We start from the raw sequence: 13,738 nt of genomic DNA on the forward strand, positions 1-13,738 counted from the left end.
TGAGAAAAGGGATAGAAAATAATTGCCTACCTCCAGTGTAGATAATGAAGGTGCCATTCCGCCAATGCAGTATTTCAATGCTGAGAGGGCGTTTTCAGGTGGAGCTTGTCTTATTACTTAACACACCGCCAACGCTAGCAGAGAGAACCCAGCTGTGGCTTATTCCTCGGGCCGCTCTACATATTGAAACATGAAGTTCAGCGCTGCCGGCAGGCTTGCTCGCCATACGCGCCAAGTATGGCCGCCTGGGTATAAATCGAGCCGCACGTAGCCTGGCTGAATACGCTCCATCGCTTGGCGTAGTACCCGAGCGTGATACTCCGCGTCGAATACATCACGGCGCCCCGCACTTATGTAAAGCGGTACGGGGGGAATATCGCTGGTAGTCGAACTTGGCCTTGGTGTAACAAGAAAGCGGTACTCTTCTAAGTGAGCGGTATAGTTGAGCCGCGTCCACAGGTCTTGGTCGAACTGCCCCTGCTCATTCTGAAACGCGGGATGTCGTTTGGCTGAGGAGTTTGCGGGCGGCGTGGGCACGTAGCTTGCTGGGCTTAATGCCGCTACAGCCGCGAACATATCGGGCCGCTCTAGGGCGAAGTTCAGTGCGCCGTAACCACCGGCCGATAGCCCGGCAACCCCACGCAGTTGGCGAGTGTTGCCAACGTTATAAGTGCTTTCGATATGCGGTAACAGGTCATCGAAAAAGGCGCTGCGGGCGGGCTCGTTATATCCATCTACCCACCAGCTTCGGCTGCCCGGCATGACAAATACTGTAGGGGGTATGTGGCCAGCACTTATTAGTCGGCCGGCTATTTGGGGAAGGTTACCCTGGGTGGCCCAGTCAAGCTCATTACCAAACGAGCCGTGGAGTAGATAGATAACGGGGTAGGGAGCTTGAGCATCTTTGTCATAACCCCGGGGTAAATAAATTGTATAAGGGTAGTCGTGACCTAGCGTGGGTGAGGTGAATTGCTCGCGGGATATATCGCCAGCCATCGTGTTACTGCTTATCGCCAAACCAATGGTAAAAGCAATTAAACTGCGCCAAACGCGCTTAAAAAAATACGCTAAAGAAGAGATGAGCACGTGGCCTCCAGGAATTAAATTACGTTACAAACGTCGTACGCCTTAGTTAGGGTTATGCCGCATATCTTAGCCTAGCAGGGTGTTTTCTCATTGGGAGGGTGGATGCAGAAGGTTGAGGAAATTTACTGGTTGCGTGCTTATGGGTGTATCGCTGTTTTCTTATTTCACTGGCTCGACCATATAAATCAGCGTGTTGATAATGTATTTACCGATCTGATGCGTATTCCGCTGGTGCTTGGCACGCCTATTTTTTTGTTTATTTCGATATTTGTGTTTGCCGTTCGATACAACAAACAAGTGCCGTCGGGGTTCCTCGGGCAGCGGGTTAAGTACGTCATGCTGCCCTATTTGGTATATGGATTCATTTATTCGACGGCTGAATGGATGCGTTTACAAAACAGCGATGAGCCGGTTGGCTTTATTAGCAATGCAACGGAGTATTTTGTTTTTGCAGGTTGGCATGGGTACTTCTTGATTATTGCTATGCAGTTTTACACGGCCTACTGGCTATTTACCCGCTGGCAGCTATGGCGCTTTGACCCTATGCCCTGGCTATGGGGTAGCTGCATCGTAAGCATGGCTTACTGGGGTTTAGCTTATTGGCTTGAGGTAGCGCCGCCTGGCTATTTGCTTTGGATTGCCCCGTTGGGCTGGGTGTATCTCTTCTTTTTGGCGCTCGCGCTGGTGCGCTACTACCTTTTAATGCCGTCTGCAGTGTCTCAAATGGAAACGGTTCAGTTACCCGCTTGGATACGTGTGTTGGCTCGGCCAAGATGGCTGATGGGGCTAGTGGTTTGCATTGTGATGGCCACCTTTGCGGGATGGCTGGCCTTTTCATCCAAAGAGGTCTGGGTGATTCCTTTTTTTGTGTTGTTCACGCTGTGGGCAATGCGCTACTTAAAGGGGCGCCGAGCGCCGCCTTGGGTACGCTATATCAATGCGTATTCGTTTGGTATCTACCTTGCCCACCCGATGTTTTTTGCAATCACAGATTTTTTTGTCGGGCCCACAGCGCTTCCCCTGCCTGTATACGCTGTGCTGCTGATTGTAGTGGGGGTTATCGGCTCTATAGCGCTCAACAAATTGGCGAATACGACTACCTGGGGCGCCATGCTTTTTGGCAAACGTTTAAAAGTATAAACGCGGGAATTAAGGGATTAGGTGTGAAGCGTGGAGTGGGTAACGTGCATCGTCTTTAACAAATAAGCCGTGCTGTGAGCGTAGAGTCTTGCTACTGATGGTTTTTAGGCGTGTGGGGCAGGCATAAAGGCGCTGCAGTAAGTCTACCAACGCTGGCTCATCCAGTTCGGGGTCAAACCCGCCTAAGCGTTCTAACCAGGCGCGTCGAATCGCGATGTAAGGTGGCACCGTAATGGCAGAGCCTATAAAACGTTGCAGGAGGCGCGAAGAAAAGCGCGGCGGTGCACTTACAATGATCAATGCGTCGAGAGAAGAGGTATCTAGCTGGGCAATAATCTCGTCCCACTGCTCTGGGGCGATGGTTTTTTTCTTTAGCGCGATAAACAGCCACTCCGCTTGGCTGATATAAGCAGCTTGGTTCAGGCGTGCACCCAGTGGGCGGGAGGGTGTAATTATGCAGTGCACTTGGTAGCGCTGCTCCAAGTCCGCCAAGCGATTATCAGCACGGGTATGAGTGACAATAATGGGCACTAGATGGTCTGAATGGCCGGACTGCCGAATGGAGTGGAGGTGGCGTGGTAAACGGGCACCCGTTACCAGCGCATCAACAATAAAGCAGACCGTACCCATGAAAGCGGCTTCCCATGTTATGAAACCTATAAAGTTTGTAATTTATTGTAGTTCTTGGTTTCTTTAAGTAGCAAGTGAAAGTTGCTTAACACAAATGAAGGTTGTGGGTTTTTTTATGCACCAAGTTGATGCATATAGGTGTTTGCTTGTGTGTTTTTGGTGCGTTTTTCTGGGTTGATGGCAAGGCAGGGCTGCTCTTATAGGCGTCATGCCACATGAAGAGGCATAGTGAGAGAAGTTTTAAATTAATAAATACAATGGCTTGCTATTTTTTAATGCCATATTGGTGCAAAGTTGGCATGCTCTGTGCTTTATATTTTGGAAACAGTTGTTTAGCGGCTAGCGTGTCGTAGGCAGAAGCCCTGTGGCGTGCTACAACAATAGCCGGTTTGGAATATCGCTGGACGTTTTGCTCTTTACCGCCAGACAAACGTTGAGCGAAGAAGAATGACAAACGTGACACATGCCCTTAGCGTGTTGAATGTTTTGTCGAATAACATTTTTATCGATAGCTTTCTGTTTTACGCTTTAAGCCACGCTCATACCGGAGGACACTATGTCAGCCAAGACTCTCGCGCTAATTGAAGAACATGATGTTAAGTGGGTAGACCTGCGTTTCACCGACACCCGCGGTAAAGAGCAGCACGTTACTGTTCCTGCTCGGGATGTGAACGAGGAGTTTTTTGAAAACGGCCAGATGTTTGATGGTTCTTCCATCAACGGCTGGAAGGGCATCAATGAATCCGACATGATTCTGCGCCCAGAAGACGGTACTGGTTTCCTGGACCCCTTCACCGAAGACGCTACCCTGATCCTGCGTTGCGACATTATCGAGCCGGCTACTATGCAGGGCTACGACCGCGACCCACGTTCTATTGCTAAGCGTGCAGAAGCCTACCTGCAGTCTACCGGCCTGGGCGATACGGCTTTCTTTGGCCCTGAGCCTGAATTCTTTATTTTTGATGAAGTGCACTGGAAGTCCGATATCCAGGGCTCTATGTACAAAATCACCTCTGACGAAGGCGCCTGGGCTACCGACAACGTTGTTGAGGGCGGCAACCTAGGTCACCGTCCGCGCGTAAAAGGCGGTTACTTCCCGGTTCCCCCGGTAGATAGCTTCCATGATATTCGTGGTGCTATGTGTAACACCCTGGAAGCGATTGGCCAGACCGTGGAAGTTCATCACCACGAGGTTGCCAACGCGGGTCAGAACGAAATCGGCGTTAAGTTCAACACGCTGGTGAAGAAGGCTGACGAAGTTCAGGAAATGAAGTACGTGATCCACAATGTGGCTCACGCTTACGGCAAAACGGCTACCTTTATGCCGAAGCCCCTGGTGGGCGATAACGGTTCAGGTATGCACATCCACCAGTCCTTCTGGAAAGATGGTCAGAACCAGTTCGCCGGTGACGAGTACGCTGGCCTGTCTGAAATGGCGCTTTACTACATTGGCGGCATCATCAAGCACGCCCGCGCTCTGAACGCCTTCACTAACGCGTCGACTAACTCTTACAAGCGTTTGGTACCTGGTTTTGAAGCGCCGGTAATGCTGGCCTACAGTGCCCGCAACCGTTCTGCTTCTATCCGTATTCCGTACACGGCTAGCCCGAAAGGCAAGCGTGTCGAAACGCGCTTTCCTGATCCGACGGCCAACCCCTACTTGGCGTTTGCCGCCATGCTGATGGCCGGTATCGACGGTATCAAGAACAAGATCCATCCTGGCGATGCGATGGATAAGAACCTGTACGACCTGCCGCCAGAAGAAGGCAAGTCAGTGCCGACCGTTGCAAACAGCCTGGATCAAGCGCTGGAAGCACTCGATGTTGACCGCGCGTTCCTAACCGAAGGTGGCGTGTTCACCGACGAAATGATCGACGCCTACATCGAACTGAAGATGGAAGACGTTGAGCGTATCCGCATGACGACTCACCCCATTGAGTTCGACATGTACTACAGCTGCTAATCAGCGTTATTAATACCTAGCTGCTACTATCACCCCGGCGGTGGTTGTCAGTAGCGAAGTAAATGCGCTAACAAGTACGGTAGTAAGTACTGTTACCAGCACTTATATCAGTACTGAAATAAGCACTGAAACCCCGCCTCGGCGGGGTTTTTTATTGGCACAAACAATGTAAAGGAAGGGGCGCGATGGCATTTGGGCGGCGTTTTGAGGCAAAAAAGAGTTTATTAACAGGCACTTTGCTCGTGCTGTGCCTGTGGGTAAGCGCTGCGCAAGCACAAACGGTTTACCGAGTGCTGGATGAGCAGGGCAGGGTCACCTTTACCGATAACCCGGAGCGCGGCGGCGAAGCGCTGACGTTAGCACCGCTGCCGAGCGTTTCCACGTCTCCCCGCGCTGCCCCATCGGCGCCGCGTCGCCAGGGTAGCCCTGGGCAGCCCTTTATGCCTTACGACCGCTTTGTGATTAGCGCGCCCCAGGGTGGGGCAGCTATTCGCGATGGCATGACCGCCGTCGAGCTGCACGTGTCACCCCCGCTGCGGGAAGATCACAAAGTTCAGCTATTGGTGAACGGTGAGCTTAGCCAGACAGCGCTGAATAGCGATGCATTTTGGTTGACGGGCCTTTCCCAGGGCCAGCACCGGCTTCAGGCTGAGTTGCTCGATAGCAGCGGCCGGGTGCAGCACCGCACTGATCCGGTGAGCATTACCGTTGCTGACGAGTAGCTCTGCACTATAGTGGTGCATTGACATCGCCAAGAAACCGCTACATTGCGCTAGAACGTCTCGCCGTGTTGGGAAACGATGCCCTCAAGCCGTGCAACTCGGCGCTTGCCGATAGTTGGCGTGCTTTTTGCAGTTCTTCCTGCACAACCGGCAGCGCGCCTTTTATGCTGAATCATGCGTATGCCCGAAAGAAGATTCTCAGCACACTGTTTTAGCGTATTACGTCAGCTCACTTAGTCAGGGTATGCCATGTATCAACGTTTGTTAGAACATCTCACAACGGCGGTACTGTTGCTGGATGGCGAGCTACGCGTTCGCTGGATGAATCCTGCTGCTGAAGCATTACTGGCCGTTAGCCTAAGCCGTGTACAGAATATAAGTCTGGATACCCTGCTGGGCAGTGGCGATAGCATTGATGACGTGCTCGCCAAAGCCCGGGATGCCTTTCACCCCTTTACCCAGCGTGAGGCGCGCATTACGCCGCTAAATAGCGAACCCCTCACGGTGGATTACACCGTTACCCCCCTTTCAGAAGATGAGCTGCTGTTAGAAGTAGAACCCCGCGACCGCCTGATGCAAATTTCCCGGGAAGAAGCGTTAACCACCCGCCAGGAAACCATCAAAATTTTAGCCCGCGGCTTGGCCCATGAAGTTAAAAACCCACTGGGGGGGATTCGTGGAGCAGCACAGCTGCTGGAGCGAGATTTAGACGACCCAGCGCTGCGTGAATTTACCCATATCATCGTCGAAGAGGTGGACCGCCTACGTGACCTAGTGGACTCCATGCTTGGCCCCAACCGCATCGTGAAACATGAGCCGGTCAATATTCATAAAGTGCTGGAGCGGGTGCGGGCGCTGCTCATCGCTGAGCACCCTCACGTAGCGGTCACCCGCGACTATGACCCTAGCCTGCCTGACCTTTCTGGCGATGAGTCGCAGATGATTCAGGCGGTGCTTAACGTCGCCCGCAACGCGGTTCAGGCCATGAGTGATGCAGGCACCCCCGCGCCAGAACTCATCCTGCGTACCCGTGCCAAGCGCCAGTTTACCCTGGGGGCCGAGCGCCACCGGTTAGTGAGCGAAGTAGGCGTGATTGATAACGGCCCTGGTATTCCTGATGCATTACGCGAAACGCTCTTCTACCCCATGGTTTCTGGGCGCGCTGAAGGCAGCGGCCTGGGGCTATCCATTGCTCAGTCAATTTTGCACCAACATCAAGGATTGATCGAATGCGATTCACGACCCGGCCACACCGAATTTCGTTTACTGATTCCATTGGTTATTAATTTCACCGGAGAAGCGTCATGACTGAGGCGACACGTACCGATGTTGCACGGGTGGTCATTGTCGACGATGACCGCGCCATCCGTTGGGTGCTCGAGCGCGCGCTGGCGCAGCCAGACCTGCAAGTCGAGTGTATTGAGCGGGCCGACACCGCCTTAGCCCGGCTATTAGAGAACCCGCCCGATGTGCTGGTGACCGATATTCGTATGCCGGGTATTGATGGGCTTGACCTGATGTCGCGGGTGCGCGATGCCCACCCCGATTTGCCCGTTATCGTGATGACTGCTCATTCCGATCTAGATAGCGCGGTGGCCTCCTATCAAGGGGGGGCATTTGAATACCTGCCTAAGCCGTTTGATGTGGATGAGGCGCTTGCCCTAGTGCGTAGAGCTGTTGCCCATGCCCGGGAACGCCAGCGCCCGGTAACGGTTCCAGAAGGCTTAAGCGCTGAAATTATTGGCGAAGCGCCTGCGATGCAGGAAGTGTTTCGTGCCATCGGCCGCCTTTCGCACTCGCATATTACGGTATTAATTAATGGGGAGTCGGGCACGGGTAAGGAGCGCGTTGCCCAGGCACTCCACCAGCACAGCCCCCGGGCGGGTAAGCCGTTTATCGCGCTTAACATGGCGGCAATTCCCCGTGACTTAATTGAGTCTGAGCTGTTTGGCCATGAAAAAGGCGCTTTCACAGGCGCTTCCCAGCAGCGTCAGGGGCGCTTTGAGCAGGCCAACGGCGGTACGCTGTTTTTAGATGAAATCGGCGATATGCCCGCCGAAACGCAAACACGGCTGCTGCGAGTGCTGGCCGACGGTGAGTTTTACCGCGTGGGTGGGCATACGCCGGTAAAAGTTGATGTGCGCATTATTGCGGCCACTCACCAAAACCTGGAGTCGCTGGTCGAGGATGGGCGCTTTCGGGAGGACTTGTTCCACCGTTTAAATGTGATCCGTGTGCATCTGCCGTGCCTAGCAGAGCGTCGGGAAGATATTCCCCGCCTCACGCGCCATTTCTTGGCCGAGGCGGCGAAAGAGCTGGCAACGGATATCAAAGTGCTCACCGCAGAAGCAGAGGCTCACCTTACCCGTTTGCCTTGGCCTGGCAACGTACGCCAGTTGGAAAATATTTGCCGCTGGCTAACGGTCATGGCTTCGGGCCGTGAGATCCTCATTGAAGACCTGCCGCCGGAGCTGCGTACGTTAAGTACGACAGAAAACAGCGCCCACGGCGATTGGCGCTCGGCTTTCAGAGAGTGGGCCGACCGCGCCTTGGCAGAAGGGCATACCCATTTGCTGGAAGAAGCCGTGCCGGATTTTGAGCGCATCTTAATAGAGACAGCGCTGAAGCATACCGGAGGCCGCAAAGGAGAGGCTGCCGAACTGCTGGGCTGGGGGCGCAATACGCTGACCCGTAAATTAAAAACGCTACTGCCCGCGCTAGCCGATGAGGGGGGATAACACCGCATTAAGCGTTTAAGCACCAGAGAATGACGTATGTCACGCGCGTTACTAATAAGGTTGGTAAAGTTAACCTGACAATAACCTTTATGTACGCTTTAGCGTGTATACACCAGAGTGCTTACCGTTATGCCCTCGCGTTTAGAACGCCGTCGCCGCGTCAGCTCCACCGCATTGGCCAACGCCGCTTGGGTGTCGAATACCCTGAGTGCGCTGCGCGACACGCTGACGGCTCGTCACCACAGCCGTGATTTTATCTATGCCTATGGCCATTACCTACGCAGCCGGGTCGTGGCCATGGGCTTTATTTTTTTACTGCTCTCACCGTTATGGCTATTGATTGATGCGATGATGCTGCCCGAACCACTGCACCGTTTTACCCTGGCGGGGCGTGTGGTAATGATGGTGGGGTTCGCGCTGGTGGTATGGTGGGCCTGGCGCAGTGAAGAGCAGATTCAGCGGATACGGTTTAGCACAGGAGCGCTGATTGCTTTGCCAGCGCTGTTTTACGCCTTGGTGTTAAGCCTAGTGCCGCCGGGTGATAGTCAGGCCTTGATCGGCTACAGCTTTATTCCTTTCTTGTTAGTCGCGTCTCTAAGTATCTTCCCCTTCACCTTGATAGAGTCGCTCCTCGCGGGGCTGCTGCTTCAAGGGTTGCTCACCTTTTCCCAGCAGGTGGCCGGTACCTGGCTAACGCCAGTCGGATTTGAAGAGCAGTGGCTATTAGCGGCGCTGCTGGTGGTGGCGCTGACGGCCAACCATTTTCAGCTTAGCCTGCTGTTAAGGCTTTATCGGCAAGCGACCCATGATGCACTGACAGGGCTGCTTAACCGCGGCGCCTTGGAGCGTCGCTTTGCCGAGCTTGAGCGCGAAGCCGCACGTACTGGCAAAGTGCTTCCTTATGGGTTGCTAATGATGGATATCGACCACTTTAAGCAGGTCAATGACACGCACGGTCACTCCGTGGGCGATAAGGTACTGCGCGAATTTGCCCGGGTAATAGCGTTGCAAGTGCGTACTGGCGATATGGTGGCTCGCTTTGGTGGCGAAGAATTTGTGGTGGTGTTGATGGGGGCAGATATCACCAACGCTTCCCTCATTGCTGAGCGCATTCGTGAGGCGGTTGAAACTGCAACGCTGTTTGATCATGACGGCCACCCGGTGCCTGTAACGGCCAGCATAGGCGTGGCCTGCCCCCAGGCCCTGGAAACCAGCGAGGAAGTTCTCAAACGAGCAGATGCGCACCTTTATTGCGCTAAAGCCAAGGGGCGTAACTGCGTGGTCGCGAGTGATCTATAAAAAAGCGCCCGCTGCTTATGCTTAGCAGCGGGCGCTTTAGTGTGGCTTAGGTGTTGCTTATTCGTCGGCGCCGGGTACGCCGCCTAGTTCTTCAATCAGCGCTTTGTAGCTTTCGGTCTGCTCAGTGAGTGTTTGGGTAACCTCATCTTCTGAGAGATAAACCACCGGCATTAAGATGCGCTCTTCGGTGATTTCAATGAAGCGCTCATCCTGGGTAGCGGCTTCCAGTGCTTCGGCCAAGCGTTCAACGTGGGCGTCAGGCGTGTTTTTGGGCACCATTACCACACGGATTTCCGCCGGGTTAATGTCATAGCCGGCTTCCTGCATGCTTGGGGCATCGGGGAACGCCACTAAACGCTCTTCCGCTAGGCTAAGCAGTACGGGCATTTCGCCAGACTCGGCATAGCCTGAGTGGGTGCCGCCACTGTAGGCAAAATCCACATCGCCGGAAAGAATCAGTGGCGCCATGCCGGCACCCCCTGCTGTCGGCACGATGCGAAGGTCGAGGCCTTCTTTCTGAGAGATGTACTCAATGATCATGCGATCAAGGGCGGTTTGCGTGGCGTAGCTAGTGCCCGGGTTTTCCCGCGCGTACTCAACCAGGGATTCCCAGCTGTCGCCGAAGGGGCGGTCTTCACCGGTTACAATGGCCGACTGCCCTAACGTAACGCCTGCAACGTAGCGGAAATCGTCCAGCTGATAGGCGGTTTCAGTTGCTAGCGGGCCGTAAGTAATGGTCATCGAGGTGCCAAAAGCGAAGGTATAGCCTTCATCGCGGTTATTGGCTAAGCGTGTTAGCGCAATACCGCCACCCGCGCCGGGTTGGTTGACCACGTTAACGGGCTGCCCCAGCTCATCTTCCAGTACGTTGGCAAGTACACGTGCCTGAATATCGGTGCTGCCACCCGCGCCAAAACCAACCACTAACGTAAGCGGCTTGTTAGGGAAGTCGCTTGCTTGAACGGTGCTCATGCCGACAGCCAGTGCCGCAGAAAGAATCGCTGTACTAAGAAGTGTTTTTTTCATGGTGCCATTTCCTCAATCGTTTATAGGAATAGTTTTTGATTTTTATATGTCGCGTTATAAAAATAGTTTTCAGGTGTTGGTTAGTTTGAGCACCGCAGGGCTATAGAGAGACCGAGCGGCGCTGTCGGTAAGAGCGGTAGCTGCTCCAAGCGAGGTGCAGCACCATCAGTACCGTGGCGACCACGAAGAGCAGTGCAATAGGCCGCTGCAGCAAAATGCTGATGTCACCGCCGGATAGAATTACTGATTGGCGCAGATTCATCTCCAGCATAGGGGTCACAATGAAAGCGACCAAGAACGTCACGAAGGAGTAATCGTGCTTCTTCAAGAAATAACCAAAGATGGCAAAACCGAACACGGTTAATAAGCCAAAGGTGCCGTACCCCTGCACCTGTATGCCCGCTAGGCACAGGAATATAACCACCGGAATGACGATGTTTTGTGGCACATTAGTGACTTTGGCAAAGATGCGTAGGCCATACCAGCCCACGGCGAGCATAAGTAGGCTTGCCACTACCATGCCCGCAAAAATAGTAAACAGCATTTGTGGATGGTCGCGCAGCATAAGCGGCCCCACCTGAATGCCGTGAATCATAAAGGCGCCTACCAGCAGGGCGGCAGAAACGCTGCCAGGAATGCCTAAACCGAAGAGTGGAATATAGCTGGCGGGGATAACCGCGTTATCGGCTGCTTCCGCGGCGGCAATGCCATTTGGGTTGCCTTTGCCAAAGCTGTGGGGGTCTTTTGAGCCCCGTTTAGCAAGCCCATAGGCCATAAAGGAACCCACTGATGGCCCAAGGCCGGGCAACGCACCTACAAAGGCCCCTACGCCGGTGCTTTTAAAAATAGTAGGTAGCGTCTTTTTAAATTCACCGTAAGAGAGGTCGTCATCAGGGTTATGGCCAAGACGCACCGAGCTGCCCCCTTTAGTACGCCGGTACTCGTCTAACTGCACAAACATTTCCGAGAGCGCTAAGGTGCCAATCACCAGAGGAAGTATAGGGACGCCTTCCATCAACTCAGCGAAGCCAAAGGTTAAGCGCATCGCCCCCGTTTCAGGGTCGAGGCCCACCGTTCCCAAAATAACGCCCATTCCACCAGCCGCCATGCCTTTTAGGAACGAGCCGCCTGCCATGCCAGCAATGAACACCAACGCAAAAATTAGGATAGCCGCTAACTCATAGGGGCCAAATTTGAGCGCCACAGAGGCAAAAGGGATCACCACGGCGATCAGCAGTAAGGTCGAGAGTAAGTCGCCAATGACCGAGGCTAGCAGCCCAACCTTGAGTGCTTTGCGGGGCTGGCCATTTTTGGCCATTGGGTAGCCGTCCAGGCAGGTAGCCGCTGAGGATGGCTCGCCAGGGGTGTTAAGCAAAATAGCTGAAACGGCGCTGCCTGCTGCCGTGCCTTTGGAAAGGCCGATAAGAAAGGCGATAGCCGCATAAGCGGACATATAGAACGTGAGGGGAATAGCGATCGCGATGGCAACGGAGCGGTTTAAGCCAGGAATGACCCCGACTAAATAACCTAATAGTACACCGCCAAGGATGACGCTAATGGAGTGCAGGGTTAATGCATCGCCAAATGCACCCGTAATTGCGCTAAGTTCCGGCATATCAGACCACCCCTATGCGCATTAGATGAACCGTTAATAAATAGAGCGCTGCGGTCGGAATGGCCGCTGCCAGAAGAATAACGTACCAGCGTCGTTCACCAAGCAGCGCGACCAGTGTGCCTACAATAAAAGGAGCTAACCAGGTAAGCGGGATAAACGTGGCTAGCCCGATAAACAAAAGCACATAACAGAAAGGCCAAGATTGGTGCCAAACGTTTGATAGGGGAGGGAGCTTAAACAGTGGCGCACGGCTTTTTTTGAGCTGTATCAGGCTAACAAGCGCAAGCGCAGCGGCACATAACAGCATTACCCAGGCACCTAGCGTGGCAAGGCGTTGGGGGTGCATGCCAAAGGCCATGCCTGAACCACCATACCGAGGGATAATCCAAATCAGCAGCCAGCAGGAGAGGAGGGTAACCCCCAGTCCTGACCACAGATTTTTACGGCGTTCTGCGATATCGGTCGTCATAGTTATTTTTTATTGAAATGAGTTGAGTATCACCACCCTATGAGTCGAGCAGGCAATAATCAACTTGCCGCAATGAAACATTTAAACGCGACAATCAACGCTTTTTTAAGTAAATGCGACGCCGTTAATGCGGTCTGTGAGAAAAAACAGCTGGGATACTAGTTGTGATTAGTAGGTGCAGAGTGAGTGTGAGCATCCGCTTCAAGCACAAACACAGCATCTGCTAATGAAGGGTCGGGTATTTGGCACTCGTTACGCTCCCAGGGTAACAGGCTCAAGGCGTGCTCTACGCCCATCCCGTTAAGCTGGTGGGCAACACCTTCGTTATAGATAACATGGCCCAGGCCCATTAAACCTACGGCCAAATATCCCTGACGAGCTTCGTCGGCTAACCCGTGGGCCATGGCGACGTCCCAACTGAGCTGGGCGTTAATGAAGCGCGTTAGCCGGTCAGGGTCGTCCATGTCCATGGCATGCTGCTCAAATGCCGCTTGCAGCCTTTGTTGGTAGGCGGCAGGCGCGTCTTGCGGGGCGGGAATGTGGTGGCGCTGGTCAGCGGGAACGTTTTCAAATCCCTCTGCAGACAAGCGCTGGCGCAACGCCGGAGTAATGTTTAAGGCAATGAGCGGAATCTGCTGTAATCGCGCAAAGTGAAAAATGGGTAGGTAAAGTGCAGGATCAAAGCCCCATGTCTCTTGCCACTGGGTCTGCTCTAGCAGTTCATTTTCATTCAGCTCACCTGCCACCCAGTCGTCTAGTACTGGCTGCGCGTGACGTGGCAGCATCTCCAAACCGATCACCATATCATTACGCAATGCGTGCAGCCCCGCCAGCGTGCTTAGCTGCCAGCGGTGATGGTCAATGGCGTCATGCCGCTCGCCTAGTAGCACTACCTGTTGCTGGGCAGCCTGAGCGAGAAGTTCGTTATTGGGCACTGCTTGATTCGCTTGCCACCATTCGCCTGGGCTGGGGCAACTGGCGTGCACGCTGAGCGGCGTTAAGCCAATAGCTGCCAGTGAGGCGGTTATCAGACGTAAATTCATAGGGTTG

Annotated in this window: 12 protein-coding genes; 6 read left to right on the forward strand and 6 right to left on the reverse strand. The window is 53.7% G+C overall.

Going from position 1 to position 13,738, the window contains the following annotated elements; translation table 11 throughout:
• Positions 1–159: 159 nt before the first annotated feature.
• On the reverse strand, positions 160–1,035 hold the full coding sequence (locus tag P8S54_RS12575) for an alpha/beta hydrolase-fold protein (RefSeq protein ID WP_281444101.1): 876 nt from the start codon (positions 1,033–1,035) through the stop codon (positions 160–162).
• 153 nt (positions 1,036–1,188) lie between these two features.
• Between P8S54_RS12575 and P8S54_RS12580 the strand changes: the two genes are divergently transcribed.
• On the forward strand, positions 1,189–2,226 hold the full coding sequence (locus tag P8S54_RS12580; RefSeq protein ID WP_281441995.1) for an acyltransferase family protein: 1,038 nt from the start codon (positions 1,189–1,191) through the stop codon (positions 2,224–2,226).
• A gap of 9 nt (positions 2,227–2,235) precedes the next feature.
• On the opposite strand, the gene P8S54_RS12585 is transcribed toward P8S54_RS12580, so the two are convergent.
• Positions 2,236–2,856 carry a hypothetical protein gene (locus P8S54_RS12585; protein ID WP_281441996.1) on the reverse strand — a complete coding sequence of 207 codons (621 nt, stop codon included), beginning with the start codon at positions 2,854–2,856 and terminating at the stop codon, positions 2,236–2,238.
• 556 nt (positions 2,857–3,412) lie between these two features.
• On the opposite strand from P8S54_RS12585, the gene glnA reads away from it, so the two are divergent.
• The 5 genes from glnA (at position 3,413) to P8S54_RS12610 (ending at position 9,578) form a co-directional block, all read left to right on the forward strand.
• The gene (gene glnA, locus P8S54_RS12590; RefSeq protein WP_281441997.1) at positions 3,413–4,819 is read left to right on the forward strand and encodes a glutamate--ammonia ligase; all 1,407 of its coding nucleotides are present in this window, start codon (positions 3,413–3,415) and stop codon (positions 4,817–4,819) included.
• A gap of 185 nt (positions 4,820–5,004) precedes the next feature.
• Entirely contained in the window at positions 5,005–5,541 is a 537-nt protein-coding gene (locus P8S54_RS12595; protein ID WP_281441998.1) for a DUF4124 domain-containing protein, read from the forward strand.
• A 249-nt stretch (positions 5,542–5,790) separates the two neighbouring features.
• Positions 5,791–6,849 carry a nitrogen regulation protein NR(II) gene (glnL, locus tag P8S54_RS12600; protein ID WP_281441999.1) on the forward strand — a complete coding sequence of 353 codons (1,059 nt, stop codon included), beginning with the start codon at positions 5,791–5,793 and terminating at the stop codon, positions 6,847–6,849.
• Entirely contained in the window at positions 6,846–8,279 is a 1,434-nt protein-coding gene (gene glnG, locus P8S54_RS12605; RefSeq protein WP_281442000.1) for a nitrogen regulation protein NR(I), read from the forward strand. The genes glnL and glnG overlap by 4 nt, the downstream gene beginning before the upstream one ends.
• Before the next feature lie 129 nt (positions 8,280–8,408).
• Positions 8,409–9,578, forward strand: coding sequence for a GGDEF domain-containing protein (locus P8S54_RS12610; RefSeq protein WP_281442001.1), 1,170 nt, complete (start codon positions 8,409–8,411; stop codon positions 9,576–9,578).
• A gap of 57 nt (positions 9,579–9,635) precedes the next feature.
• Here P8S54_RS12610 and P8S54_RS12615 read toward each other — a convergent pair whose 3' ends face one another.
• The 4 genes from P8S54_RS12615 to P8S54_RS12630 form a co-directional block, all read right to left on the reverse strand.
• A complete protein-coding gene (locus P8S54_RS12615; RefSeq protein WP_281442002.1) occupies positions 9,636–10,604 on the reverse strand; it encodes a tripartite tricarboxylate transporter substrate binding protein in 969 nt (322 codons plus the stop codon).
• 100 nt (positions 10,605–10,704) lie between these two features.
• Positions 10,705–12,219: a tripartite tricarboxylate transporter permease gene (locus P8S54_RS12620; RefSeq protein WP_281442003.1), complete on the reverse strand. Its 1,515-nt coding sequence runs from the start codon at positions 12,217–12,219 to the stop codon at positions 10,705–10,707.
• Position 12,220: 1 nt separating this feature from the next.
• Positions 12,221–12,688 (reverse strand): hypothetical protein, encoded by a 468-nt coding sequence (locus P8S54_RS12625; protein ID WP_281442004.1) that lies wholly within the window; start codon positions 12,686–12,688, stop codon positions 12,221–12,223.
• Between the two features lie 158 nt (positions 12,689–12,846).
• Entirely contained in the window at positions 12,847–13,731 is an 885-nt protein-coding gene (locus P8S54_RS12630; RefSeq protein ID WP_281442005.1) for a ChaN family lipoprotein, read from the reverse strand.
• Positions 13,732–13,738: the final 7 nt, after the last annotated feature.

The sequence above is a fragment of the Halomonas sp. M1 genome (assembly GCF_029581375.1).
GTDB lineage: Bacteria > Pseudomonadota > Gammaproteobacteria > Pseudomonadales > Halomonadaceae > Vreelandella.